The sequence below is a fragment of the Celeribacter sp. SCSIO 80838 genome, from assembly GCF_056498065.1.
Genome location: NZ_JAZKMA010000001.1, coordinates 2,234,814 through 2,258,886, shown reverse-complemented (window position 1 = coordinate 2,258,886; position 24,073 = coordinate 2,234,814). Strand labels below are relative to the sequence as shown.

At 60.8% G+C, this 24,073-nt stretch carries 28 protein-coding genes; 17 read left to right on the top strand and 11 right to left on the bottom strand.

Annotation, left to right across the window (positions count from 1 at the left end):
- Positions 1-108 precede the first annotated feature (108 nt).
- Entirely contained in the window at positions 109-780 is a 672-nt protein-coding gene (locus tag V1475_RS11365; RefSeq protein ID WP_434287700.1) for a L,D-transpeptidase, read from the top strand.
- 94 nt (positions 781-874) lie between these two features.
- Here the strand turns inward: V1475_RS11365 and V1475_RS11360 are convergent, their stop codons facing one another.
- On the bottom strand, positions 875-1,156 hold the full coding sequence (locus tag V1475_RS11360; RefSeq protein WP_434287701.1) for a hypothetical protein: 282 nt from the start codon (positions 1,154-1,156) through the stop codon (positions 875-877).
- Positions 1,157-1,312: 156 nt separating this feature from the next.
- The gene (locus V1475_RS11355) at positions 1,313-2,266 is read right to left on the bottom strand and encodes a 2-hydroxyacid dehydrogenase (RefSeq protein ID WP_479412836.1); all 954 of its coding nucleotides are present in this window, start codon (positions 2,264-2,266) and stop codon (positions 1,313-1,315) included.
- Positions 2,267-2,581: 315 nt separating this feature from the next.
- Here V1475_RS11355 and V1475_RS11350 point away from each other — a divergent pair, with 315 nt between their 5' ends.
- Genes V1475_RS11350 through V1475_RS11290 form a run of 13 tightly spaced genes read left to right on the top strand, consistent with a single transcriptional unit; the run spans position 2,582 to position 13,808 of the window.
- Positions 2,582-3,118, top strand: coding sequence for a Na+/H+ antiporter subunit E (locus V1475_RS11350; protein WP_479412835.1), 537 nt, complete (start codon positions 2,582-2,584; stop codon positions 3,116-3,118).
- Positions 3,111-3,374: an MrpF/PhaF family protein gene (locus V1475_RS11345; RefSeq protein ID WP_479412834.1), complete on the top strand. Its 264-nt coding sequence runs from the start codon at positions 3,111-3,113 to the stop codon at positions 3,372-3,374. The genes V1475_RS11350 and V1475_RS11345 overlap by 8 nt, the downstream gene beginning before the upstream one ends.
- Entirely contained in the window at positions 3,371-3,721 is a 351-nt protein-coding gene (mnhG, locus tag V1475_RS11340) for a monovalent cation/H(+) antiporter subunit G (protein WP_479412833.1), read from the top strand. Before V1475_RS11345 ends, mnhG begins: the two co-directional genes overlap by 4 nt.
- Positions 3,718-3,969, top strand: a complete 252-nt coding sequence (locus V1475_RS11335) for a hydrogenase subunit MbhD domain-containing protein (RefSeq protein WP_479412832.1) — start codon at positions 3,718-3,720, stop codon at positions 3,967-3,969. The genes mnhG and V1475_RS11335 overlap by 4 nt, the downstream gene beginning before the upstream one ends.
- Positions 3,966-4,682 (top strand): Na(+)/H(+) antiporter subunit B, encoded by a 717-nt coding sequence (locus V1475_RS11330; protein ID WP_479412831.1) that lies wholly within the window; start codon positions 3,966-3,968, stop codon positions 4,680-4,682. Before V1475_RS11335 ends, V1475_RS11330 begins: the two co-directional genes overlap by 4 nt.
- Entirely contained in the window at positions 4,679-5,038 is a 360-nt protein-coding gene (locus V1475_RS11325; RefSeq protein WP_479412830.1) for a sodium:proton antiporter, read from the top strand. The genes V1475_RS11330 and V1475_RS11325 overlap by 4 nt, the downstream gene beginning before the upstream one ends.
- Positions 5,032-8,157, top strand: coding sequence for a proton-conducting transporter transmembrane domain-containing protein (locus V1475_RS11320; RefSeq protein ID WP_479412829.1), 3,126 nt, complete (start codon positions 5,032-5,034; stop codon positions 8,155-8,157). Before V1475_RS11325 ends, V1475_RS11320 begins: the two co-directional genes overlap by 7 nt.
- Positions 8,154-9,071, top strand: coding sequence for a respiratory chain complex I subunit 1 family protein (locus V1475_RS11315; protein WP_479412828.1), 918 nt, complete (start codon positions 8,154-8,156; stop codon positions 9,069-9,071). The genes V1475_RS11320 and V1475_RS11315 overlap by 4 nt, the downstream gene beginning before the upstream one ends.
- Before the next feature lie 4 nt (positions 9,072-9,075).
- Entirely contained in the window at positions 9,076-9,765 is a 690-nt protein-coding gene (locus V1475_RS11310) for an NADH-quinone oxidoreductase subunit B (protein WP_434287711.1), read from the top strand.
- Positions 9,766-9,770: 5 nt separating this feature from the next.
- Positions 9,771-10,325 carry an NADH-quinone oxidoreductase subunit C gene (locus V1475_RS11305; protein ID WP_479412827.1) on the top strand — a complete coding sequence of 185 codons (555 nt, stop codon included), beginning with the start codon at positions 9,771-9,773 and terminating at the stop codon, positions 10,323-10,325.
- Positions 10,325-11,503: an NADH-quinone oxidoreductase subunit D gene (locus tag V1475_RS11300; RefSeq protein ID WP_479412826.1), complete on the top strand. Its 1,179-nt coding sequence runs from the start codon at positions 10,325-10,327 to the stop codon at positions 11,501-11,503. Before V1475_RS11305 ends, V1475_RS11300 begins: the two co-directional genes overlap by 1 nt.
- A gap of 5 nt (positions 11,504-11,508) precedes the next feature.
- A complete protein-coding gene (locus V1475_RS11295) occupies positions 11,509-13,317 on the top strand; it encodes an FAD-dependent oxidoreductase (protein WP_479412825.1) in 1,809 nt (602 codons plus the stop codon).
- On the top strand, positions 13,314-13,808 hold the full coding sequence (locus tag V1475_RS11290) for a ferritin family protein (RefSeq protein ID WP_479412824.1): 495 nt from the start codon (positions 13,314-13,316) through the stop codon (positions 13,806-13,808). Before V1475_RS11295 ends, V1475_RS11290 begins: the two co-directional genes overlap by 4 nt.
- Positions 13,809-13,826: 18 nt before the next feature.
- On the opposite strand, the gene V1475_RS11285 is transcribed toward V1475_RS11290, so the two are convergent.
- From V1475_RS11285 to V1475_RS11250, 8 genes are all read right to left on the bottom strand, one after another.
- Entirely contained in the window at positions 13,827-15,056 is a 1,230-nt protein-coding gene (locus tag V1475_RS11285) for an NAD(P)/FAD-dependent oxidoreductase (RefSeq protein WP_479412823.1), read from the bottom strand.
- Between the two features lie 164 nt (positions 15,057-15,220).
- The gene (gene cynS, locus V1475_RS11280; protein WP_479412822.1) at positions 15,221-15,673 is read right to left on the bottom strand and encodes a cyanase; all 453 of its coding nucleotides are present in this window, start codon (positions 15,671-15,673) and stop codon (positions 15,221-15,223) included.
- A 44-nt stretch (positions 15,674-15,717) separates the two neighbouring features.
- Positions 15,718-16,575, bottom strand: coding sequence for a sulfurtransferase (locus V1475_RS11275; protein ID WP_479412821.1), 858 nt, complete (start codon positions 16,573-16,575; stop codon positions 15,718-15,720).
- Between the two features lie 87 nt (positions 16,576-16,662).
- Positions 16,663-17,772 (bottom strand): acyl-CoA dehydrogenase family protein, encoded by a 1,110-nt coding sequence (locus V1475_RS11270; RefSeq protein WP_479412820.1) that lies wholly within the window; start codon positions 17,770-17,772, stop codon positions 16,663-16,665.
- Between the two features lie 77 nt (positions 17,773-17,849).
- Positions 17,850-18,407 (bottom strand): OsmC family protein, encoded by a 558-nt coding sequence (locus V1475_RS11265; RefSeq protein ID WP_479412819.1) that lies wholly within the window; start codon positions 18,405-18,407, stop codon positions 17,850-17,852.
- Between the two features lie 51 nt (positions 18,408-18,458).
- On the bottom strand, positions 18,459-19,292 hold the full coding sequence (locus tag V1475_RS11260; protein ID WP_479412818.1) for an ABC transporter permease: 834 nt from the start codon (positions 19,290-19,292) through the stop codon (positions 18,459-18,461).
- Positions 19,289-20,575 carry an ABC transporter substrate-binding protein gene (locus V1475_RS11255; protein WP_479412817.1) on the bottom strand — a complete coding sequence of 429 codons (1,287 nt, stop codon included), beginning with the start codon at positions 20,573-20,575 and terminating at the stop codon, positions 19,289-19,291. The genes V1475_RS11260 and V1475_RS11255 overlap by 4 nt, the downstream gene beginning before the upstream one ends.
- A 38-nt stretch (positions 20,576-20,613) precedes the next feature.
- Positions 20,614-21,477, bottom strand: a complete 864-nt coding sequence (locus V1475_RS11250) for an ABC transporter ATP-binding protein (protein WP_479413970.1) — start codon at positions 21,475-21,477, stop codon at positions 20,614-20,616.
- A gap of 380 nt (positions 21,478-21,857) precedes the next feature.
- Here V1475_RS11250 and V1475_RS11245 point away from each other — a divergent pair, with 380 nt between their 5' ends.
- From V1475_RS11245 to V1475_RS11235, 3 genes are all read left to right on the top strand, one after another.
- Positions 21,858-22,487, top strand: coding sequence for a TetR/AcrR family transcriptional regulator (locus V1475_RS11245; protein WP_434287723.1), 630 nt, complete (start codon positions 21,858-21,860; stop codon positions 22,485-22,487).
- Positions 22,488-22,580: 93 nt separating this feature from the next.
- Entirely contained in the window at positions 22,581-22,745 is a 165-nt protein-coding gene (locus tag V1475_RS11240; RefSeq protein WP_479412816.1) for a hypothetical protein, read from the top strand.
- A gap of 3 nt (positions 22,746-22,748) precedes the next feature.
- Positions 22,749-23,378: a nucleotide-binding protein gene (locus V1475_RS11235; protein WP_479412815.1), complete on the top strand. Its 630-nt coding sequence runs from the start codon at positions 22,749-22,751 to the stop codon at positions 23,376-23,378.
- Between the two features lie 82 nt (positions 23,379-23,460).
- Here V1475_RS11235 and V1475_RS11230 read toward each other — a convergent pair whose 3' ends face one another.
- Entirely contained in the window at positions 23,461-23,856 is a 396-nt protein-coding gene (locus V1475_RS11230) for a RidA family protein (protein ID WP_479412814.1), read from the bottom strand.
- Between the last annotated feature and the right edge of the window lie 217 nt (positions 23,857-24,073).

Here is a 24,073-nt window from a genome sequence, read left to right as displayed (position 1 = left end):
CCGATACATCCCCCGGAACAACTTGCGTTTTCACGGGTTTCCCCTAGGTATGGGCAGATACGGAATGCTGCCCTTCCGCCCAAGACATGTCTTAAAAAGGACCCTGCCATGTTGACACGCCGCCATTTCATCCAGACCTCCACCGCGCTGTTTTCTGCAACCGCGCTCGGAACGGTGGCGGCGACGCCCGCGATGGCGGCTGGAAAGGCCGACTGGGAGAGCTGGGACGCGCAGGTGACACCCGCCGGGTTCGATCTCGAAACCACCAACCCCTGGGGGCTTCACACCCGCTTCCTGCCGCGCCGGGTCGAGGCGAAATCCGGTCTGACGCCGGGCGACATCCATGTCGATGCCGTGGCGCGCTATCTCTACCTCGTCGAAGAGGGCGGCACTGCGATGCGCTATGGCGTGGCCATCGGGCGCGACGGGCTTTACACGCCGGGGACCTATACGATCAAACGCAAGGCGAAATGGCCGACCTGGACGCCGACCGCCAACATGATCAAGCGCGAGCCGGAGATTTATGCGCAATACGCAAACGGTATGGAGCCGGGGCCGCGCAACGCGCTCGGCTCGCGCGCGCTGTACCTCTATGTCGGCAATCGCGACACCTACCTGCGCATCCACGGCACGCCCTACCCGCGCTCCATCGGCACGCGGGCCAGCTCCGGCTGTGTGCGCATGGTCATGGCCCATGTCATCGACCTCTACGAGCGCGTCGACACCGGTTCGGTGGCGCATCTTTACCCGGCCGAACATTACGTGACTGCGACGAGCTGATTGTCAGCGTCACGACCCGACAACAAAAGAGGCGGTGGAGAACTCCACCGCCTTTTCTTTATGTACGAGGCATTTCAGCCCTGAGCCAACCAGATCACATCGCCGTCTCAAGCGTCTCCGGAGCCTGCGCACAGATCACGCGGCCATCCTCGGCGCGCAGCGGCAGCATCGTGTTCTCGACCGGGCCTTCATGCGAATACCAATAGCAGCCATCCGCCGGGTTGAGTTGCACGGCGGAGAGATTCTGATAGGGCGCGGCCAGCGCGATCACAGCCTCCGGCACCTCCGTCAAAAATCCGTCCGCCGTCGTTTTCGGCATCGGCGTCGCGCAGCCCGCCAAGGCCAGAAGCCCGCCAAGCACCAGAAGATGTTTCATCCGATCTGTTCCTTTCGTGATCGTCATACCCGGTCTTACCCCTTATGTTTTATATGTTTTGCCTGTTCTGTTGCCCCAGTCAAACCTCTTCCCTCGCCCCACCTCATGGTCCGGGGAAATGGTCGGAAGCGTTGCCGTCAAGCCGCGCCCTCAGGATCAATTCACCGCAGAGGGAAAAGGTTCCCCGTCAAAATAGGCTTTGAGATTGGCGCATTGCGCAATCGACATGTCACGACGGGTTTCCACCGTCGACGAGGCCTGATGCGGTTGCAACAAGACATTCGGGAGCGCGATCAGACGCGCATCGACATTGGGCTCGTTGTAGAACACATCGAGCCCCGCCCCCGCAATCCGGCCCGCCTCCAGCGCTTCGATCAAGGCCTCCTCGTCGAGACAGGTGCCGCGCGCGATGTTGATCACCACGCCACGCGGTCCGAGGGCGTCAATCGCCGCGCGGGACAGGTAGCCCTTGGTCGTCTCTCCGCCGACGACCGCCACGACCATCCACTCGACAGCTTTCGCCAGCGACACCACATCCTCGCCATGGTAGGTCCAGCCCTCCGGCGTGCCTTTTTCTCTGCGCGAGGTGTAATGTACCTGCATGCCAAAGCCCGCGCACCGATCCGCGATGGCGCGCCCGATCCGGCCCATGCCCGCGATGCCCACGGTGGCACCGGACATCTTGCGATTGAGCGGCAATTCCTTGCCAGAGGCCCATGTCCCCCCCCGCACCCAGGCATCGCCCCGCACGATCTCCCGCGACCACGCCAGCATCATTGCCAGCGCAAGATCGGCCACATCCTCGTTGAGCACATCCGGTGTGTTGGTCACAGTGATACCCCGTGCGGTCGCCGCCGCCACGTCGATCTTGTCATAGCCCACACCGAATTGCGCAATCACCTTGAGGTTCGGAAACAGGTCCATCGTCGCCCCGTCGATCGGCTTGTGCCCCTTGTTGGCAATCGCCCGGATCGCCAGACGCTCCGCCTCCGGCATGGCCGCGCGCGCCTCGGGCGTTCCGACCAGAACCGCTGATCCGACTGCCTCGATCCGGGCCTTTTCGTCCTCGGAAAAATAGGGCGCGGAGATCAGAATCGCAGGGAATGTCATGGGGCAGCCTTTCTCTTCTCAGGCGCAACCGCGCCAGTTGCATTTTTCCTAAGCGATCCCGACGCCCATGAAAACCGATGCCGACAGGCAGAGCGAAAAAACCGTCCGAAAACACCTCTCCGGGGGCAAAAAACCGCATTTCTTTGTCCGAAGTCAAATTAAGAGCTTTGAATATGTGGTCTAACCGCCGCAGGACAGCGCGAACACTCCTCCCACGTCATGGTCTGTCTGCAACACGCCATGTTTTCGGATCGCACCGGTCGCAGCCCCGCGACACCGGGTGGAGAAGGTTTGCCCCATTCGGAGGCCGCTTTCATGAGCGACACGGACATTTCCCTACCGGGCCCGACCACCCCGCCGCTCAGACGGCTGGCGACACGGCTTTTCGCGACGCTTCTGCTGTTCTGGCTGATGCTGAACGGCTCCCTCTCCCCCGCGACCCTTGTCACTGGCGTGATCGTCGCGGGGGGCATCGCCATCTTCTTCGCCCGCGACCTGTCCTTTCTCTCCGGCTTCAACCTGACGCCCGCCGGGATCGGCGCGGCGTTTCTGTTCATCGGCACTTTCCTCAAGGAGTTGGTGAAGGCCAATCTGGCGCTTGCCCGGCTGGTCCTCACCCCGTCGCTCCCCATCGCCCCCGCCATCGTGAAAGTGCGCACCAGGCTCACCGATCCGGTCGGACGGCTTTTGCTCGCCAATGCGATCACGCTGACGCCGGGCACGCTGACCTGCGAGATCGAGGGCGATCACCTTTACGTCCATTGGGTCGTCGCCAAAGACACCGACATCAAGACCGCCACGCAAGAGATCGTCGCGGGCTTCGAACGTTATCTGGAGAAAATGTATGGCTGACATCCTCCTGACACTGGCGGCCTTCGTCGCTACCGTGGCCTTTGGTCTCGCCGCATGGCGGTTCGTCAAAGGCCCCCGTGCCACCGACCGGGTCGTCGCCTTTGACGCGCTCACCATCATTTCCATCACCGGCATCGTTTTGGCGGCGCTGATCACGGGCCGGTCGATCTATCTCGACGTGGCGCTGGTCTATGCGCTCCTGTCCTTCCTCGGCGTCATCATCGCCGCCCGCTATCTGGAAGGAGGCGAAGAATGATCCTGTCCGGCTTTCTCGACACATTGGGCGCGCTGGTTCTCTTGGGCGGCACCCTGTTTCTGGCCCTGGGCGGTCTGGGCCTCGTCCGCATGCCCGATGTCTACAACCGCATTCAGGCCGGGACCAAAGCGACCACTCTAGGCACGCCTCTCGTGCTTCTGGGCGCGGCTTTGATTGCCCCCGCGTGGTCCGTCAAGCTGCTGCTGATCACGTTGTTTCTCATGTTCACCAACCCGCTGAGCTCGCAGGTTCTGGCCCGTGCCGCGCATCGCGCCGCCCAACTGACCGGTGTCGCGCCCGTGGCCTCCAAAGACGCGCTCGCGGACGATGCGGAGGATCTGGCATGACGCTTCTGACCCTTATGGCCGCCCTTCTGGCCGCAGCCACTCTGGGCGCGGCCGTCATCGCGCTTTTGACCCGCTCGACCGTGGTCGCAGTCCTGTCGGCTGGCCTCGTGTCGCTCTTTGCCTCGGTGATCTTCCTGCTTCTCGCCGCCCCCGATGTGGCCATGACAGAGGCCGCCATCGGCTCGGGCCTCACCACCTTCCTCTTCTTCTTCGTTCTGGGGCGCATCCGCCGGGAGGGCGCGAAATGACCGGTTTCACCACAAGAAAAGCCATCCCGCTTGTGCTTTTGCTCCTCTTGGGCACCGTGTTTTACACGCTCTTCGCAGGCTATACGCCGGACGAAAGCCTCAACCGCACCGCCAGCTATTACGCCACCCAAACCGTCGCCGAGACCGGCGCGCAGAACGTGGTGACGGCGATCATCGTCACCTATCGCGGCCTCGACACGCTGGGCGAGGTCACGGTCCTGTTCCTGACCGCCGCCATCGTCGGGCTGGTTCTGGCACATTCTAAAGCACCGAAAGGCCGCTCCGGCTCCGGTTTTCTGCCCTCGGGCGAATTGCTCACGACCGGCACACGGATGCTCGTCCCCGTGATCCTGCTCTTCGGCGCTTATGTCTTCCTCAACGGCCATCTGACCCCCGGCGGCGGCTTCCAGGGCGGCGCGATTGTGGCCTCGGCCATGCTTCTGATGCTGTTGTCCGACCCGGCCCAGCGCTTCTCGCACCGCTTGATCTCCCGCATCGAAAGCTTCGCGGGCCTCACCTATGTGATCCTCGGTCTTCTCGGCATGCTCTTCGTCGGAGGCTTTCTGGACAACCGCATCCTGCCTTTGGGCAGCTTCGGTTCGATCCTTTCGGCCGGAGCCATCCCGCTGATCTATGCCCTGATCGGCCTCAAGGTCGGTGCGGAGTTTTCCTCCATCCTGACTTCGCTCGAAGCAACGGAGGACGCGCAATGAGCCTCGTTCAAATCTCCCTTGCGACCGGATTTTTGCTCATCCTTCTCGGGCTTTACGGCGCTTTGACGAACCGCGACATCCTCCGCATGATCGTCAGCTTCACCATCGCCGACACCGGCGTCAACGTGGTGCTCGTAGCCGTCGGCTACCTGCCCGGACGCGAGGCCCCGATCCTCGACACCATCCCCGTCTCGGAGGCCACGAACCGCATCACCGACCCGGTGCCGCAGGCGCTTGTCCTTACCGCCATCGTCATCGGCCTCGGCGTCACCGCCTTGATGCTCGCCTATGCCTACCGGCTGTTTCGCGCCCGCGGCAGCCTCGACATCTCTGAGTTTACGGAGCTGAAATGGTAAGCCCTCTTCTGATCCTCGCGGCTGGCCTAGGCACGGCCTTCCTCCTCGGGCTTCTGCGCAACACCTCTGAGCGCATGGCCTTTCACATCACCGTGGCCGCGCTTGGCTTCATGAGCTTCGTGGCCCTGTCCTGGACCGTCTCTCTGGCACTCGGACAGGCGCAACCCGTTGACATCTATACCGCAGGCGCCCGCCCGCCCTTTGCGATCAATCTGCGCATAGGCCTGCCGGAGGCAACCCTTGCCTCCGTTGTCGCCCTCACCGGGCTCCTGTCCGCCGTCTTCATGCGCCGCGATCTCATGCGGCTCGGGCGGCAGTCCATGGCGGTTCTTCTGGTGCTGATCATGGCGCTGTCGGGCCTGATCATGACGCGCGATCTGTTCAACCTTTTCGTCTTCATCGAACTGATCGTCATCGCCTCCGCCGGGCTGGTTCTGCTGTCGCAGGACACCCGCGCGCTGGGGGCCGGGTTCAAATATCTGATCGTGTCGCAGGTCATCTCGATCCTGCTTCTGGTCGGCGTGATCTTTACCTATCACGCCAATGCCTCGCTCAATATCGACGACATCGCCGCCACACCGATGGGCTTCACCGGGGCTTCGCTGGCGATGTTCCTCGTTCTGATCGCGCTGATCCTCGAACTCAAACCCTTCCCCGCCAATGGCTGGGCCCTGGACATTTACGAATCCGCCCATCCCGGTTTCTCCGCGCTGTTCTCCGCCGCCTCCGGCACGGCCACGCTCTTTGCCGTTCTGAAACTTTTCGAGGCCGCCGGTCCCGATTGGGCGCCGCTTGCGACCGGCATCGGTCTTGTCACCTTCGTCGGCGCGAATGTCCTTGCGCTGGCTCAGGATCACGACCGCCGCCTTCTGGGCTATTCCTCCGTCGGCCAGATCGGGCTTGTGCTCATGGTCGTGGGCTATGGCTACGACTGGGGCGTGGGGCTGTATTATGTCGCGGGTGGTCTGTTGATCTCGCATGCCATCGCCAAGGCCGGGTTGTTCTGGCTTTCCGGCATGGTCAAAGCGCGGCAGCTCACCGATTGGGCAGCGCTGCGACAGAACCCGGTTCTGGTCGTGGCCTTTGCCACATTCATCGCCATGCTCTCGGGCCTGCCGCCCTTCCCCGCCTTCTATGCCAAATGGACGCTGGTCCATGCCATGGCGGACTATGCCGACTACCCGCTGATGGCGATCTTCCTGATCGCGGCGCTCATTGAAGCCGCCGTGCTGTTTCGCTGGTTCGGCATGGCGATCAAACGCGAAGCCACCCTCCCGCTCGCCTATAACCTCAGCCATGAAACCGTCGTTCTGATCGCCATGACGGCGGGTTGGGTTTTGAGCTTTGTCTGGGGGCCCCTGTCAGGCTTCGACAATCTGGTGACAGTTGTACCTTTCCTCTTTGCGCTTCTGTTCCTGCCGCTCGACATCCTGCCCGCGCGGATCAAAAACGTGATCGCGATTGCCGGGCTGGTGGTCTGGTACGTCACCTCGACTGGCGGGCTCGATCCGCTGCGGATGATCTTCCTGACCATCATGGTTCTGGGCGGCGCACTTTTGCTTTTGGCCTCCTTCCACGCCAAGGGCCGTCGCATGGGGTTCTACACACCCGCGATGCTGATGTTCGCCGGCATGGCGCTTCTGGTCACCTCGACCACCAGTTTTCAGTTCTTCGCGGCCTGGGAATTCCTCACCGTCGGCAGCTATTTCCTGATCCTGCGCGGGGCTAACAGCGAACCCCATGCGCTCTCTTATATCACCTTCTCCTTAGGCGGCGCCTTTGCCCTGTTCGCAGGCTTCGCCATCGCGGCGGAAGGCCATTACACCTTCTATCTCGAAGACCTCTCCGAAGTGACCCCCGAGCTTGCGCCCTATGTCTTTGCCCTGCTGGCGGCGGGGTTCCTGACGAAAACGGCCACCATGGGGCTGCACATCTGGCTTCCAGGCGCCCATGCCGAGGCCGAGACGGACGTCTCGCCGATGGTCTCCGGTATCTTGCTCAAGGCCGGTCTCTTCGGGCTCTTCGTGTTGCTGATGGAGATGGGCCGGCAAGAGCTTTACGGCGTAGACCTCACGGTCGTTCTGGTCTGGCTGGGTGCCATCTCCGCCTTCATCGGCGCGGTTTTGGCGGCCTTCCAAGAAGACGCCAAACGGCTTCTGGCCTATAGCTCGATCTCCCAGATGGGCTATGCGCTTTTCGGTCTCGCTCTGATGAACCATCTCGGCTGGCTTCTGGCCATGATGTTCGCGATCAACCATTTCGTCTATAAGAGCATGCTCTTCCTCGCCGTCGGCGGCGTGAAAGAACGCACCCACACCAAACTCATGTATAAAATGGGCGGGCTGATCACCCTCATGCCATATAGCTTTGTCTCCGTGCTTGTCGGCATCATCGCCATGTCGGGCGTGCCGCCGCTGTCGGGCTTTGGCGGGCGCTGGCTGTTCTACAATGCGATCATGTCGACCAATCTGCGCCTGCCGATGCTCCTGATCTTCATGGCGGGTCCCGTGGGCTTTCTCTATCTCTTCCGGCTGATCCACACGATCTTCCTCGGCCAGCCGAAAGACGAGCTGCGCAAAGTGAAAGAAGCGCCGTTCTGGATCCTCCTGCCGCAGATGATTTTCGTGGCCTTCCTGATCGCCTTTGCCGCCCTGCCCGGCATGATCCTCCAGCGCGTCGATGGCTATATCGGCACGCTCTTCGGCGACCGGCCTTTGGTCTGGACGGGGCGGATCATCGACAGCCAATTCGGCACATGGAACCCGGTGGCGATTTGGGGCGTGATCATCGTGGTGTTCTTTAGCGTTCTGGGCCTGTTGATCTGGATGAACCACAACGCCCAGCGCGTGAAACAGTTCAACATCGTGTTCTCGGCAGAGCGCCCGTTCCGGCCGGAAACCACCCATTTCGCCTGGAACTTCTTTGCGCCCTATCGCAAGGCCATGGGTTTCCTTGAGATGCCCGTGTCCACGAGCTTTTGGACCGGCGTGTCGAACGCGCTCCATGGCACCGCCGAGTTCAGCCGTAAGCTCTACACCGGCAATGGCCAGACCTATGCGGTGCAGCTTCTCCTGTTCGTCATTGCCGTTTACCTGATCAGCATGGGAGCCTCGTCATGATCGACTTCCCGAATTTCCAATGGGTTCAAGTGCTCTACGCGCTCCTCACCCTCTTCATCGTGATCAACTACGGCATGGTGATGACCGCCGTTGTGCGCAAAATCGGCGCGCGGGTCGGCGGGCGCTACGGCATCCCGGTCTGGCAGAACTATGTCGACTTGCTCAAGAACATCGCGCTGCGCTCGAAAATCTCCCATGGCGTGATGTATTACCTCGGGCCGGTCTTCCGGTTGACCGGCGGCGTGGGCCTTCTGATGTTCGTGCCGACGATCTACGGCTCCGAATGGCATCAGAACTTCTCCTACGCGGGCGATCTGATCCTGGCTTTGTACTTCGTGTTCTTCGGCACGCTGGGCATGGCCTTGGGCGCGGGCGAAAGCGGCCATCCGCATAGCGCCATCGGCGTCTCTCGGGGCCTCGCTCAGGTCACCATGGCCGAACTTCCTCTGGCCTTGAGTGTCTATGCCCTCTCGCTGCAATATCAGACCCTCGACATCACCGAAATCGTTGCCGCCCAGCAAGGCTCCATCTTCAACTGGACGTTGTTCACCAACCCGGTCGCCACCGTGGCCGCCATGATCGCATTCGTCGGCACCATGATGCGTTCGCCCTTCGATGTCGCCATGGCACCGCAGGAAATCCCGATCGGCCCGCCGACCGAATATCACTCGTCCTACCTTGCTCTCATGCAAACCAACCGTGTGCTCTTCCCGGTCGCCAAAACAGTGATCTACATGAACCTGTTTTTCGGCGGGGCCACGTCTTGGGCCGAGTTCGCGATCAAAGTGTTCTGCCTCTACATGATCTCCGTCGTGATCGGCGTCGTCCATCCACGGTTCCGGGTCGAACAGAGCATCCGTTTCTTCCTCAAATGGGGGCTGCCCATCGGCGTCCTCGCCATTGTGATGGTGTAATCTCATGAAAGACGTAGACGACAAGTTCCGCAAGAACACTGACCCCGTCCCGATGCGCGAGGAGTTGAAACCGCGCACGGTCACCACGCCCGACGGTCAGACCATCGAGATCGAGCCTCTGCGCGATTACTTCTGTGACGCGCGGCCGAAAGTGCATCCGAAAGCCTATTCGAAAATCGTTGAGGATTTCTATAACTGGGCGCGGTCCAATTCGCTCTGGATTCTCGGCTTTGGCACCGGTTGCGGCGCGATCGAGATGCGCCCGCTGATGACGCCGCGCTTCGATGCCTATCGCTATGGCATTCAATGGCGGCCCACACCGCGCCAAGCCAACCTTCTGGTGATCTCCGGCTATCTGTCCGTAAAGACCCTCAAACGCGCGATCCGCGCCTATGAGCAGATGCCGCAGCCGAAATATGTCATGGGGCTTGGCTCCTGTACGATCAACGGCGGCATGTATTGGGACAGCTACAACACGATCAAACGGCTCGACGATTACCTGCCTGTCGACATGTATGTCGCGGGCTGCATGCCCCGGCCGGAGGCTTTGCTGCACGGGTTCATGGAGTTGAAAAAACGCATCCGCTCCGGCAAGGCCGAGGGCGCGAATGACTATGCCGAGAACTTCGATCGCTACAAGGCCAACCAAAAAGCCGTGATCAAGGACTGGGACATGCCGGATTACAATTGGTGAGCACGATGAGAGATATTCTATACCGCCTCAAAGACCGCTACCACTTCGGAACGCCGACGTTCCAGCGCGATGACCTGTGTTTCGTAACCGTCAAACGCGATGAGCTGCGCGCCATTCTCACGGAATTGCGCGACGTGGAGGGCTTCACCCATCTGGTGCTTCTGACCGCCGTCGACTGGCTCGAAGAGCGGCTGTTTCAACTCACCTATCTGATCAACAACCGCGAGGCCAATCTGACGCTGGGCCTTCGGGTCATGTTGGAACGCGAGGACGAGCCGGGCGCCACCAAGGCCGACACGATCCACGATCTCTGGCCGACGGCTGCGACCTATCAACGGGAACTGAACGAGATGTTCGGCATCGACTTCCCCGGCAGCCCCCGCGTCGACGAAGAATTCATCCTGGAGGGCTGGACCGACCTGCCTCCCTATCGGCGCGATTTCGACAGTCTCGCCTATAGCCAGCAGACCTATAACGACCTGCCCGGCCGCAAGACCCATGATCCGCGCGATCACATGAAGAAAGCGCTTTACCCGACTTACCTGAAGGAGGCCGAGTGATGTTTTCCTTCCAACCCGACCGCTCGCAATATCCCCAGCCCGGCCCGGACGGCAAGCTTGAAATCGATCTTGAGACCGGCAAATATCTGAAACTCTGGCACGGCCCCAACCACCCCGGTATCACCGGCAATATGTCGGTCGAACTCACCGTCTGCGGCGATGAGGTGGTCGAGGGCAAGACCCATGTCGGCTATCTGCACCGGGGTTTCGAGAAACTCATGGAGCGCCGCACCTTCATTCAGGTCTTTCCCATCGTCTGTCGCGTCTGCGTGCCGGAGCCGGATTTCAACGAATATTGCTACGCCGCCGCCGTCGAGGAACTGGCGGGCATCGAAGTGCCGGAGCTGGCCAACTGGATCAGAACGCTCATTCTCGAAATGGGCCGCTTCAACAGCTACATGATGGCGATGGGCGGCATCTCCGGCGCGCTGGGGCTTGGCGTTGTCGGGCAATGGCTGACCTATGTGCGCGACCTGATGCTGGATCGGTTCGAGGAACTCACCGGCGCGCGGGTCTATCACATGTTCATCCTGCCGGGCGGCGTGCGCGGGCATCTGCCCGAGGGCTTTGAGGCGCGGATGGAAGAGGTGCTTCAGATCGCCGAGAAATACCTCGCGGATTCCGAGAATCTTATGTTCCACAGCTCCGTCTTCAAAACCCGGACGCAGGGCGTGGGCGTGATCGATCCAGCGCTGTTCGAGCGCTACGGCGTCACCGGCCCCAATGCGCGCGCGGGTGGTGTCGCGAAAGACCTGCGCAAAGACAGTCCTTACCTTGTCTATGATCAGCTCGATTTCACCGTCCACACGGAGACGAAATCCGACATCTACGCCCGCACCATGGTGCGCTATAGAGACCTGCATGAAAGCATTCGCCTCATCCGGCAAATCCTTGAAAAAATGCCGAAAACCGGCCCGGTAATGAGCAAGCTGCCGAATGTGCTTCACTGGAAAATCCCGCGTGGCGAGACCTATATCAAGGGCGAAAGCTCGCGCGGTGAGTTCGGCTATTATCTGGTGACCGACGGCTCCGGCTATCCGCGCCGGATCAATGTCCGGGGGCCGAGCTACACCCATGCCATGGCGCTTTTGGAGCACCTGATCCCCGGCACCAATATTTCCGACGTCGCGGCCCTCATGGTGTCGCTGCACACCTATCCACCCGAGATCGAGAGGTAACCGACATGTCATTGCGTGACGCACTCTCCCCCTTCACCGCGTGGAAACACGTGATCAGCGACCCGGTCACCATCAAAGACCCGTTCACCCGCGAAGCCGCCGACCGCTACCGGGGCTTTCACCAGAACGACATGGACAGCTGCATCGGATGCGGCTCCTGCGAGGCGATCTGTCAGAACGCCGCCATCGACATGGTGCCGGTCTCCGACCCCCAAAACGGCGACAGCGGACTGAGACCGATGATCGACTATGGCCGCTGTTGCTGGTGCGCGCTCTGCGTCGATGTCTGCATGACCAGCTCGCTCACCATGTCGAACGCATACACATGGGTGGACAGCGACCCGAACGCCTTCCGATTCATCCCCGGGGTCGACAAGACATCCTGGGACGATGCGGAAAAAGGCTATCACCGCGATGACAATATCCGCCATCTCACCGGCGTCGACCGGATCGACATGCCGACCATGGAGCCCGAAGTGCGGATCGACAGTTTCGCCGAGATGATCCATGGCTACGCGCGCGCCGAGGCCATGGCCGAAGCCGACCGCTGCGTCGAATGCGGGCTCTGTGTCTCCACCTGTCCGGCCCATATGGACATCCCCAATTACATCGCCGCCGTGCGCGACGGGGATTACGACCGGGGCGTCGAACTTCTCTATGAAACCAACCCGTTCTCGGAGGTCTGTGGCCGCGTTTGCACCCACAAATGCGAGGAAACCTGCGCCGCCGTGCATGAAGGCGACCCGATCGCCATCCGCTGGCTCAAACGCCATATCATCGACGAGGTGCCGCTGGAGCACCGGCTTGAGCTGATCAAGAAACCGGATGTGCCGGAAAGCGGTCAATCGGTGGCGGTGATCGGGGCCGGTCCCGGCGGTCTGACCGCCGCTTACGATCTGGCACGCTCCGGGCATAAGGTCGTGGTCTTCGAGGCGCTCGATGAACCCGGCGGCATGATGCGCCACGGCATCCCGGAATACCGCCTGCCCTATGATGCGTTGGATCGCGACATTGCGGTCATCCGCGACATGGGCGTCGAAATCCGCACGCATACCCGCGTCGGCACCGATGTCCTGATGGACGATCTCAAACGCGATTACGATGCGGTGGTCATGGCCATCGGTCTGCAATCCAGCCGCTCGACCCGCATTCCGGGCTGTGACGCGCCGGGGGCGGAAAATGCCATCGACCTGTTGCGCCGTGTGACCGAGGGCAAAGAAATCCCTGTCCCCGAACAGGCCGTGATCATCGGCGCCGGGAACGTGGCGATGGACATCGCCCGCACCATGGCACGGTTGCAGAAACAGAAATACGGTCAGGTCGGCACCACGGTCTGTGCGCGGAAAGACATCTCCATGTTCCGCGCCGATCCCGAAGAGATCGAAGAAGCGCTGGAAGAAGGCGTCGAAATCATCGAACTGCGCGCGCCGCAGGAGATGACCCTGCATGAGGATGGTGAGAATGCCGGTTGTGTCTGCGGTTTGCGGACCTGGCAAGTGGTGCCCCGTTGGGACGAAAAAGGCCGGTTCGATCCGAGTTATGAGCAGGACAACGTCGTGCTCGCCGCCGGCATGGTCGTTGAGGCAACGGGCCAGCAAGCCGATATCTCGCTTCTGGGGGAAGCGCTGACCGAAGCGCTGGAATGGAACCGCGGCTATCTGAAAACCGATGCAGCGGGCCGGACCTCCGAGCCCTGGCTCTGGGCCGGGGGCGATGCGGTCAACGGGCCGGACGTGATCAACGCGGTGGCAGACGGGCACCGGATCGCCGCTAGTATCAACCTGTATCTGCAAGCCGGGAGGACCGTGCAATGAGTGAAGCCAACAAGGAAAAACTGCGCGACGTGACCACGGTGCGCGAGATCATGACCACGGCCACACAATTCGAAGTGGTGGCACGCGATTTCTACACCGCGCTCGCCCCGAAAGTATCGAAGAACTTCCGCTGGCTGGTCGAAGAACTGGCCGAGGAGGAACAGGGCCACGTCGATCTGTTCACCAAACTGTCCAACGATCCGAAAGTCTCGGAGGTGATGTCGCAAAAGATCGACCGTCCGAGTGCCGACACCAAATTCTCCGATTGCGTGCACACCCCCGATCTGGGCGAAGCGCCGGACGATCAGGCCGTGTTGCAATACGCGCTCTGGCGCGAGAATGCAGCAATGGAGCAATATACCGAACTGGCCGAAACCGCGCCTGAAGGCCCGCTGAAAGACGCGTTTGTCTTTCTCGCCAAGGAGGAAGCAGAACACAAAGCCGAGCTAGAAAAGATCTACGACGATCTGGTGCATTCGGGCGAGGTTTGACCCCGCCCGGCTCTGCAGTCAGGCGGGTTCCACGCTCATCACCGGCACGGATTTCAGAGGCACGCCGGAGTCTGCCAAGGCGGCTTTCTCCGGCGATTGTCCGGCCTCGATCCAGCGCTTGCCCTGCATATAGGCGCGCGGGTCGTTCATCGCATCAACCGCGAGCAGTTCCGCCCCTTTGAAATACCAATGACTTTGCGTCCCCGGTTTGTCGCCGGGGCGCACCACAACATCGTCAAAGCCCGTATTCAACCCGGCGATTTGCAGTTTGACGTCATATTGATCCGACCAGAACCACGGTTTCGCCACATAGGGCGCACCTTGGCCCAGCATGCTGGCCGCCGTCGCCTCCGCCTGTTCGATGGCGTTCGGCACGCTCTCTAGCCGGATGCGCGCGCCTTTCCACGGGAAGGAGGCACAATCGCCCGCCGCAAAAATCTTGGGGTGCGAGGTTCGGCCAAACTCGTCCACTTTGATGCCGTTGTCGATCTCGACCCCCGTCCTCTCCGCCAGCGCCGTTCCGGGCCGCACGCCGATGCCGCAGATCACGAAATCGACCTCCAGCCCCGCACAATCCGTCAGGTCGGCGGAAAATCCCATCTCGGTTTTGGTCAGCCGCTCAAGACCACAACCCTCGCGAATGTCGACGCCATGTGATTTATGGAGCGCCTTGATCCAGTCAGCGGTCTCTTTCGAGGCTACACGTGCCAGAATGCGCGGCGCCATTTCGACCAGCGTGACCTCAAGCCCCTTGAGTGCGGCAACCGCCGCCGCCTCCAGCCCGATATAACCGCCGCCGACGATCAACACGCGCCGTCCGGGGGTGAATTCATGCGCCATGGCGTCCGCATCCGCAAGCGAGCGCATGGTGTAAATCCCGGCTTCATAGCCGCCCATCGCAGGCGGCAGGCAAATCGGATCGGCCCCGGTGGTGAGCGCGATCTGATCGACCGGCATCTCGGTCCCGTCCGCAAGCGTGATCACCATCGCCTCAGGATCAATGCCCGTCACCCGCGTGCCAGTCACAAGCTCGATCCCCTGCTCCGAGTAGGAACTCTCAGGCCGCAGGAACAACCGCTCAAGTTCCATCTCCCCGGACATGTATTTCTTGGACAAAGGCGGGCGTTGATAGGGCGGCACAGGTTCCGCGCCGATGAGAGTCAATTGCCCCTCATAGCCCAAAGCCCGCAGTTTGGCGGCCAGCGCAGACCCGGCCTGCCCCGCTCCAATCACGGCGATATGCGTCATAACTTTTCCTTAGACAGAATAAAGCGTTTCTCAAAAACTTGAGGCACTCAATTTTGAGAAACGCCGCAACATCAAAGCGGTGAGGCAACGTTTTTCGCTCAATCTGTTTCAGATTAAACGAAAAACGCCTTAAGGGCGCGAGAAGACCCCGCGCCCAGCAAAGATCAGAAGGTTTTGTAGCCGAGGAATTTACCGTCGAGCACGATCTTCACACGGTCGCCCTTCGGGTCGGCAGTGCGGGAAATGTCCATGGTGAAGTCGATGGCCGACATGATGCCGTCGCCGAATTCCTCTTCGATCAGCGCTTTCATTGTGGTGCCGTAGACGTTCACCACCTCGTAGAGGCGATAGATCAGCGGATCGGTCGGAACGGCGGTCGGCAGCGAGCCGCGGTAAGGCACGGTCATCAGAAGCGCGACTTCCTCATCCGAGAAATTGATCCCCATGGCGTTGTCGACCTTGGCGATCTGGTCTTTCGTGAGGGAAATCTGCCCCATCAGCGCGGCGGTGGTCCATTCTTTTGACTGGCCGACCGATTTGGCCACATCGACCCATTTGATGTCGTTGAACACCTTGTGGGCGACGATTTTCTCGGTGAGTTCTGCACGGGTGGTCATGTGTTTTTCTCCGTAATGTCAGATGTTAGAAGGGCTCGGGCCAATTAGGCCTGAAAGGGAAAGCCGGTTTCGATCGGCAGGGTCATGTCGCGCGACCATTCATTCCAAGACCCGAAATAGATCGCGACATCCTTGATCCCGGCCTCTTTGAGGGCGAGGAAGGTGTTCGAAACGCGCGCGCCTTTGAAGCAGTAGAGTTTCACCGGCGTGTCGGGCGTGATGCCCACGGTTGCGCATTCGGCGAGCACTTCTTCTTTCGACTTCATCATCTTGCCATGGGCGGACGGTTTCATCATCCGGTACCATTCGATCCAGACAGCGCCGGGGATGCGACCCTTGCGCGGGCAGAAATCGACGCCATAGGGCGAGGAGGACGTACCGATCCATTCGTCGATGTCGCGCACGTCGAGGATCACCGCATTGGGGTCTGCAATGGCAGCTTTCATGTCGTCCGCATCCATCATGATCGCCCCTGCGGCCTCGTCGATGGCAAAGCTTGCAGGCGTGGGAGCCACGGCAACGGTCGAGACCGCGAAGGCATCGGCGGTCCAGGCGGCAAAACCCCCGTGCAGCACTTTGACCTTCGGGTAGCCCAGGAAGGACAACAGGTAGAAGCCCCGGCAGGACTGGCCAAAGCCCCCGTCCATCGCCGCCTCGTAGATCACCGCGGTTTTCTCGCCATCGAGACCGGCGGCCCCGAATTCGGCGGCGAATTTGTCCTTCAGCGCGGCCATACCGGAGGCGTCGGAGGTGGCGAGGAAGGTGAAGATGTCATGCATGTTCACCGCCCCGGGGATATGTCCGGCGGCGAAACTTTCGGGATCGCGCGTGTCGATGATGACGGCGAGATCGGCTTCGGCGAGGGTCTTCAAATCGGTCGGAGTAATAAGCGCAGAATCCATCTGTCGGCTCCCTGTTGTTCCGTTTGAGGGTGAGTGAGTTGGGTTTTGTTTATTGGGGGGGGAGACCTCTCCCCCTGAGGGAAAGGCTTAGCCTTCCATTTGCGCGATCAGCATTTTGAGGTGCTTGGTCGCGGGGGTGACGATGCCGACGAAATAGGCCTCGCGCAGGCGGCGTTGCGCGGCACCGTTGGTGACGTATCCACGCGCCCCCATGTGAAGCTGCGCCCAATGCGCGGTCTCCATGGCCAACTCGCCGCCGCGCAAACGCGCCTTGAGCACACGCAGGTAGAAGGCATCGGACAGGTCATAGGGCGTTTTACACAGCTCCAAGACCTCGGCCACCAGCGCGTCATACTCGGCGCGCAGATCGGAGGCCTGTTTGTCGAGATACTGGTTCACATGGCCCAGAGGCGCCTCGACCTGTTCGATAAGCTCGATGCAATTCTTGATGATCCCCGCCGCCATGCCGCATTGCAGGATGGTAAAGCCGGGGCGGATGCGTTTGACGAACTCCATCGCCGGGTCGCCGAGGATATACTCATCCGGCACGAACACATCGCGACACTGCACGTTGCAGGTGGCGGTGCCACCCATGGCGACGAAGTCGTGATCGAGCTTGAGCTTGATCCCCTCCCACCCCGCATGGAAAATCGCCATGACACGTTTCGGGGCCTCTTCGCCCTCGACATCCACATGGAACATCGTGCCGAAATAACCGTCTTCAACGAGGTTGGAGACCCAAGGCAAGAGGCCCTTGACGGTGTACCCGCCCTCGACCTTCGTGCCTTTGAGGCGCATCTTTTCGATCTCGCCCATGGCCTTCATCGGGTTGGACATACCAGTGCCGCCAAGGGCTTCGCCCTTGATCACCTTCGGCAGGATCTCGGTTTTCAGGAACTCGTTGTCGGACGAAGAAATATACCAAGCCAGCGTGTCCTGACACCAGACACAGAAGCCGGTTGAGAGGCATTCCTCAGAGGTCCGCGCCATGGACAGAACCGCAGAGGTCAGATCGACATTGCCGTCGATCCCGCCCACATGAGTGCCGTAAGCGCCGGCCTTGCCGTATGCGCGCATGATGTCTTCGGCGTAGATCCGTTCGTCGTCAATCTTTTGGACGATGCTAGCGAGATCTTCGCGGGAAATACGGTCGATCTCATCGAAATCGTAAGCCGTGAGGGAGGTGGCGACGTTCATCTCATCTCTCCAGAGGTTGGGTTTCGAAAAAGGCAGGGGCCGCCCTATGCGCGTCTCTCGGACGGCCCCCGGATGCGTCAGACGCTTTCGGCGATCATGTTCACAGGGCGCGAGAAGGTGTTGAACACCGGCGACCATTGCGTGACATGGGTGATCAGGGCGTCGATTTCCTCTTGCGGACAATCGGCTTCCATATCGACCTTGATGCGCACATCGGTAAAGCCGACGGGCTTCTCGGACACGTCGCCCGTGCCCCAGACGGCGGTGATGTTCAGATCGCCTTCAAGAGACAGCTCGAGCTTTTTGATCTTGATACCGCGGGCGATGGCGTTGGCGTGGAGACCCACGGCCACACAGGAACCCAGAGCGGCCAGAGAGGCCTCGGACGGGTTCGGCGCGGTGTCGTCGCCCAGAAGCCCCGGCGGCTCGTCCACGATGTAGGGTTCGAGATCGCGGATGTAGTTGGCGTGACGGAAGCGGCCTTCCGCGACGGTTTTACATTTCAGCGTCTTGATCGCCTTCGGGTTGGCCTTGCCGGACGCGATCAGCGCCTCCAGCCCCTCTTTCGAGATCGGGTCCAGCCCGTCGACATCCGGCGCAAGACAGCCGGTGAGAGCGGTTACGGGTTCAGACATGGGAATTCCTCCGTTTCGTCTGGTGGGTTAAAAGTCAGGGAGCGCAGGGCCTTAGTGCCCGTCGGAGCGCACCCAGTTGAATTTCTTGATGAGCTGGCCTGCGAGGGCATCGAGGGCGAAACCGATCACCCCGATCACCACCACCGTGGCGGCCAGCCGGTCGTATTCGAGCGTGTCCCGCGCATCGTTGATCGCGTAGCCAAGCCCGGAGGTGACGCCGAGATATTCGGCAGGCACCAGCACCACCCAGGCCACCCCAAGCGCGAGGCGAATGCCCGAGAGGATGTCCACCGCGATGGCCGGAAGGATCACCGAGAAGAGCATATGAAGCGGGTTGGCGCCGAGGTTGCGGGCAACCTTGAGCCACGAGGGGTCGATGCGGCGCACGCCACCGGCGGTGGAGAACAGGATCGGCCAGACCGCGGCCATGCCGATCAGGAAAATGATCGCCCCGTCCCAAGTGGCAAAGGCCATGACCGCGATCGGCATCCAGGACAGCGGCGAGATCATCCGCAGGAACTGGAACGGGACGTTGGCGACCTCGTTGAGGCGCTTCATCCGCCCGATCATGATCCCGACAGGTACGCCGATGACGATGGCGTAAAACAGGCCCAGCCCCACCCGCATCAGCGACGGCCCGGACATGGCCACGACCTCGCCGTCCATCAGCATCTCCCAGAGACGGGAAAGCGTCGGGGCCGGAGCGAAATCGGCGAAGGCGAAAAGATCGTCGCTGGTCTCGACGATCCACCCGCCGATCCACCACAGCACCAGCAACAGGCCAATGCCGAGCGCCCCGTTCGCAACGCCGCGGAAGCGGCCCAGCTTCGGCAGGGAGAAACCTGTCCGGGCCATTTGCCCTGAAAGCTGGGTCACATCACTCATAGCTCGAAGATCTCCTCACGGGTGTAAGGATCGCCGCCGGTTGCGACAGAGGGATCGTTCTTCCACTCCGGGTATTTTTCGAGCGCGGCTTTGACGTAATCGTAGTTGACCAGATCGTCGGCCACGAATTGCGGATCGAGCCCCTCAAGGAAAGTGGTCTCCCCGGACACGACCGTCTCGTTCATCGCCTCGACGATGAGCTTGGTTGCCGACGGGTACGGCCAGGGCTGGAAGTCGATCCGGCCATTGTGGAACGCGCTCTGGTGCTTGATCGCCCCCGAGGCGATGTAATCCGGGTTGTTCTCGTAAAGCGTCATGGCGCGTTTCACCACGGGCGCTGGCGCAGGCAGATACCCTGCCCCGTCTTTCGACAGCAGTTCCGCCACTTCCTCTTTGTTTTGAGAGGCATAGATCGAGGCACGCACCACGGCGTTCATCACGCCCTGGGTCCATTCCGGTTTCGCGGTGGTCGCCTCTTCGTGCATGCACACAACGCAGCACGGGTGGTTTTTCCAGATGTCGCCGGTAAAGCGCAGCATCCGCGCGCCCGCTTTCAGTTCCCCAAGCGCGTTGAACGGCTCGGCGACGATATAGGCATCGATCTTCTTGGCGGCGAGAGCGGGCGGCATTTCGGGCGGCGGCAGGACCTGAAGGTTGCATTCATCGGCCGCAATCGCTTCGCCCTGCGGCTTGATCACGGCTTTGATGCCATTGGCGCGCAGCGCGTATTGCAGCACGATGTTGTGCATCGAATACCAGAACGGCACGGCGACCTGTTTACCGCCCAGACCCGCGAAATCTTCAATATCCGTATGTTTTCCGACCACCAGCGCAGAACCGTTGGTGTGCGCCCAGGACATGATTTTCACAGGGAAATTGTTGTTGTAGCGCATCCAGACCGGGATCGGTTTCAGGAAGTGCACGAGGTTGAACTTGCCGGAGGCAAAGCCCTCGATCAATGGCGACCAGCCGCGCATCAGGGTCGGTTGCTCGGCCTTGATGCCCTCTTCCTCGAAATAGCCCTTGGCATGGGCGACCAGAAGCGGCGTGGCGTCGGTGATCGGCAGATAGCCGATGCGCAGAATATCGTCGTCCTGCGCAGAAGCCATGCGCGGCAGCATCGCGGGCATCCCGCCCAGAAGAGCCGCCAGACCGCCTTTTGCCAGAAGATCGAGCGTCGAACGACGGCCCGGATCGAACTCCGTGTTCCCGCCACAGCAAGCGCCGTGAAGGTCGTGGTGGTGATGGCCGTGGCCGCAAGTTTTCTTGTGGTCGTCAGTCATGTCAGGTCCCTGTTGCTGTTCGGTTGGTCTTGTTCGGATTATTCGGAAAGGCGGGTGAAATCGTTCTCGGTGGGCGCATCGCCCATCTCGGCGACCTCGGCATAAATCCCCATGAGGCGGGCGTGTTCACGGCCAAAGGCATCGGAGCCGCCGCCGCGTTCGTTTTCTGACAGCGCGATCTGCGTATCCTCGGCGATCCGTCCCGGATTGGCCTTGAGCACCAGCACCCGGTCCGCCATGCGCACCGCCTCGCCCACGTCATGGGTCACGATCACAAGCGTCAGGCCGAGGTCCTTGGCGATCTTGCGCACGTCTTGCTGAAGCGAGCGGCGGGTGAAGGCATCGAGCGCGGAGAACGGTTCGTCGAGGAGCAGCATCTCCGGGCGCGGCGCCAAAGAGCGGGCCAGAGCCACGCGCTGTTGCTGACCGCCGGAAAGCTCCTGCGCGTTGCGATCCGCAAAAGCGCCCAGATCGACAAGATCGAGCACTTCCGGCACACGTATGGCGATTTCATAGCTGCGGCGTGTGAACTTGAGCCCCAGCCCGGCGTTCTGCGCCACGGTCATCCACGGATAAAGCGACGGTGCCTGAAACATCATCACCCATTTCGGTGAGGGATGCTCGACCACATTGCCATTGATCACGACCTCGCCCTCGGAGGGATGGGTGAGACCCGCGAGCATATGCAAAAGCGTGGACTTGCCGCAGCCGGAGCGCCCCAGAAGCGCCACGACCTCGCCCTGATGAATTTCGAAATCCATATCCTCAAGCACAGGACCGTCGACCTTGCGATAGCTGTGACTCAGCCGCTTCACCGCGACATGCGCACCGATCGGCACACGCGGATGCGCCGTCTCCTGCACCTGTCCTTCGGACGGCTGGGAAGGGGTCTGATCTTTCATTTTGGTCACGGCCATCTCTTCTCACTCCGGGTTGTTTGCAAAACTGTACAAACCGTTCTGTCTTATCGAGACGCAAAGAATCCCCCTCCGTCAATGCCCGAATGCCGGAAAAGATGACTCTTATTTTCCTGTTCAAATATTCAGCAAAAATTGAGGTAGACTGCTCGTATCGAGGCGATTTTACGTGAATTTTATCCCTAAACACCACCCAACACACTTGCGCATGCAAGAATGTCGCACCCGAGAAACCCGCTCAAAACAATAGACAGAGCTGTCTTGTTTTTTTGCGATATATATGTGAGGGAGATTGACAGCCTTTGACGCGGGGCGATTCCCCTCCCCGCCAGACGTATTGAGTTCAGATTGCAGGAGAGCCTCAGATGGATGACAGCCCCCAGGAGTTTTGCCCTTTGGAAACCTCCGGCTGGAGCTTTGCCGCAACGGAGCCGAAAACCGCGCGTGACAAGATCATGACGGCCGCCTCGCATCTGTTCTGCAACCACGGCTTCGCCGCCACCGGCATCGATACGATCCTCGCCCGCGCCGGGACCGCGAAGGCGACGCTCTATCATCACTTCAAATCGAAAGAAGAGCTGATCGCCGCCGTGCTGGAGGCCGAGGGCACCACATGGCGCGGTTGGTTCTTTGGGCGCCTCGCCGAAACACAGGGCCCTGCCCGCAAACGCATGCTCGCCGTGTTCGACGTGCTTCAGGACTGGTTTTCCGATCCGGGGTTCTACGGCTGCCCCTTCATCAATGCGGTGGCGGAGTTCGACACTGGCAACGACGCGGTGCGCAAGGCGGCGGAGAAACACAAGGAGCACATCCTGACCTGGCTCAAGGCACAGGCCATCGAACTCAAGGTGCCCGACGTGACCGAAACCGCGCGTTCCTTTGCCGTGCTCATCGACGGCGCTATCGTCGCCGCCCAACACACCCGCGACCCAAGCTTTGCCCGCACCGCCAAACATATGGCCGAATGTCACCTCGATGTTGTGCTCGGCACGTAATCCCTTTTGAATTATCCGAAACCTGCCTTGACCCTCCCCGCCGACTGTATATACATCGTATAGGCAAACAACGGCTATGACCAAGGGGTAGGCATGGCGCCGAAAAACAAAAATGACAGCTCGCTGATCATCCGCCTACCGAAGGAGGACCGCGACGCGTTCGTGGCGCTCTGCGAAGAGATGGACACCTCCGCCTCGCGCGAGCTTCGCGATCATATCCGCAAGTTTCTCAAGAAGAATTCCAAGAAAGGATCGTAAGTCGTGAAGACGCTTCTCGTTGCCAACAGCAAGGGTGGATCCGGCAAGACGATGACAGCGATCACCCTAGCCGCCGCGCTGCGCGCCTCCGGCAAACGGGTCACGATCGCCGATGCCGATCCGCAGCAATCCGCACGGATGTGGGGCAAACGCCGCTCGGCCTATGCGGCGCATATCCCGGTGCTGGACTGGTCTGGCGCTGCGCGTCCCTCAGTGCCGCGAAAAACCGACTGGCTGGTGATCGACAGCGGCGCGGGGCTTGAAAGCGAGGCAGCGAAGGTGCTGTTGAAAGACGCCGACGTGATGGTGACGCCGATCATGGCCTCGATGTTCGATGAGCTGGCGGTGAAGGGCTTTCTCAAATCCCTGCGCGAGTTGAAACGCATCCGCAAAGAGAAGGTCGAGATCCTGCCCATCGGCTCGCGCATCGACCCGCGGCGCAAGGACGGGCGCATTTTGAAGGCGTTCCTTGAGGCCAACGGGCAAGAGCTCGTGACGATGATTTCCGAGCGCGCCGCCTATATCGATCTGGCCCGCGAGGGACTGTCGATTTTCGATCAGACCCAGGCAAGATACGCCCCGATGAAGGCCCAGTGGCAGCCGGTTCTCAAACATCTCGGCGTGAAACTCTGAACCGGTTTTGGGTGGTGCTCCGGGGCAAATCCGGAGAAAACGCCGAAAAAACAGTCAAATCTCCAGAAAGCGCCCGACACGATCACCCCTGTTTCACCGCAGTGACTTCCACCTCGACCTTGAACTCCTCGCGGGTAAACCCTGTGACGATGATCAGGGTCGACGCCGGTTTGACGGCGACCTCGGCCAGCCAGGCGTCGCGCACCGTCATATAGACCGGGAAATCTTCGCGCCGGGTCACGAAAGCGCTGATCCGGATCACCGCATCGCGCCCTGCCCCCGCCGTCGCCAAAATTGCGTCGATATTGGCGAAACACTGCTCTGCCTGTGCTTTAACGCCTTCCGGGCATGTCCCGTCCGGGGCAAGCCCAAGCTGACCCGAGGTCACGATAACCTGCCCACCAGAAGGCCCCATGAGCCCGTGGCTATAGGCCCCAAAGGGCGCGGCGATGGAGCTGGGCGTGAGCGGCGTGTTCATGGGCTGAGACCTTCCTGTCGAGATTCGTTTGTCGCCATTTCTCATGCCATTCTGCGACGGGAAGAGCCGCCATTGTGTACAATATCGCATCCGATATTACTGCTGTCCGCATGATTTTTGACCACTCAGCCAGATTTTTGCCCTCAATTTAGGCATATGCAGATTGTATGCAAATTCCCGCAACGCCCCCCTGTGCCTCCCCCCCGATGATCTCGCT

Bases quoted from the DNA above. Each gene is read 5' to 3' on its own strand.
- V1475_RS11240 (WP_479412816.1), top strand. From the start codon at position 22,581: ATGGCGCCGAAAAACAAAAATGACAGCTCGCTGATCATCCGCCTACCG.
- V1475_RS11330 (WP_479412831.1), top strand. From the start codon at position 3,966: ATGACCGGTTTCACCACAAGAAAAGCCATCCCGCTTGTGCTTTTGCTC.
- V1475_RS11355 (WP_479412836.1), bottom strand. From the start codon at position 2,266: ATGACATTCCCTGCGATTCTGATCTCCGCGCCCTATTTTTCCGAGGAC.
- V1475_RS11295 (WP_479412825.1), top strand. From the start codon at position 11,509: ATGTCATTGCGTGACGCACTCTCCCCCTTCACCGCGTGGAAACACGTG.
- V1475_RS11230 (WP_479412814.1), bottom strand. From the start codon at position 23,856: ATGAACACGCCGCTCACGCCCAGCTCCATCGCCGCGCCCTTTGGGGCC.
- V1475_RS11310 (WP_434287711.1), top strand. From the start codon at position 9,076: ATGAAAGACGTAGACGACAAGTTCCGCAAGAACACTGACCCCGTCCCG.
- V1475_RS11250 (WP_479413970.1), bottom strand. From the start codon at position 21,477: ATGAAAGATCAGACCCCTTCCCAGCCGTCCGAAGGACAGGTGCAGGAG.
- V1475_RS11335 (WP_479412832.1), top strand. From the start codon at position 3,718: ATGACGCTTCTGACCCTTATGGCCGCCCTTCTGGCCGCAGCCACTCTG.
- V1475_RS11365 (WP_434287700.1), top strand. From the start codon at position 109: ATGTTGACACGCCGCCATTTCATCCAGACCTCCACCGCGCTGTTTTCT.
- V1475_RS11305 (WP_479412827.1), top strand. From the start codon at position 9,771: ATGAGAGATATTCTATACCGCCTCAAAGACCGCTACCACTTCGGAACG.
- V1475_RS11315 (WP_479412828.1), top strand. From the start codon at position 8,154: ATGATCGACTTCCCGAATTTCCAATGGGTTCAAGTGCTCTACGCGCTC.
- cynS (WP_479412822.1), bottom strand. From the start codon at position 15,673: ATGACCACCCGTGCAGAACTCACCGAGAAAATCGTCGCCCACAAGGTG.
- V1475_RS11360 (WP_434287701.1), bottom strand. From the start codon at position 1,156: ATGAAACATCTTCTGGTGCTTGGCGGGCTTCTGGCCTTGGCGGGCTGC.
- V1475_RS11325 (WP_479412830.1), top strand. From the start codon at position 4,679: ATGAGCCTCGTTCAAATCTCCCTTGCGACCGGATTTTTGCTCATCCTT.
- V1475_RS11320 (WP_479412829.1), top strand. From the start codon at position 5,032: ATGGTAAGCCCTCTTCTGATCCTCGCGGCTGGCCTAGGCACGGCCTTC.
- V1475_RS11290 (WP_479412824.1), top strand. From the start codon at position 13,314: ATGAGTGAAGCCAACAAGGAAAAACTGCGCGACGTGACCACGGTGCGC.
- V1475_RS11345 (WP_479412834.1), top strand. From the start codon at position 3,111: ATGGCTGACATCCTCCTGACACTGGCGGCCTTCGTCGCTACCGTGGCC.
- V1475_RS11270 (WP_479412820.1), bottom strand. From the start codon at position 17,772: ATGAACGTCGCCACCTCCCTCACGGCTTACGATTTCGATGAGATCGAC.
- V1475_RS11350 (WP_479412835.1), top strand. From the start codon at position 2,582: ATGAGCGACACGGACATTTCCCTACCGGGCCCGACCACCCCGCCGCTC.
- V1475_RS11265 (WP_479412819.1), bottom strand. From the start codon at position 18,407: ATGTCTGAACCCGTAACCGCTCTCACCGGCTGTCTTGCGCCGGATGTC.
- V1475_RS11260 (WP_479412818.1), bottom strand. From the start codon at position 19,292: ATGAGTGATGTGACCCAGCTTTCAGGGCAAATGGCCCGGACAGGTTTC.
- V1475_RS11300 (WP_479412826.1), top strand. From the start codon at position 10,325: ATGTTTTCCTTCCAACCCGACCGCTCGCAATATCCCCAGCCCGGCCCG.
- V1475_RS11255 (WP_479412817.1), bottom strand. From the start codon at position 20,575: ATGACTGACGACCACAAGAAAACTTGCGGCCACGGCCATCACCACCAC.
- V1475_RS11245 (WP_434287723.1), top strand. From the start codon at position 21,858: ATGGATGACAGCCCCCAGGAGTTTTGCCCTTTGGAAACCTCCGGCTGG.
- V1475_RS11275 (WP_479412821.1), bottom strand. From the start codon at position 16,575: ATGGATTCTGCGCTTATTACTCCGACCGATTTGAAGACCCTCGCCGAA.
- mnhG (WP_479412833.1), top strand. From the start codon at position 3,371: ATGATCCTGTCCGGCTTTCTCGACACATTGGGCGCGCTGGTTCTCTTG.
- V1475_RS11285 (WP_479412823.1), bottom strand. From the start codon at position 15,056: ATGACGCATATCGCCGTGATTGGAGCGGGGCAGGCCGGGTCTGCGCTG.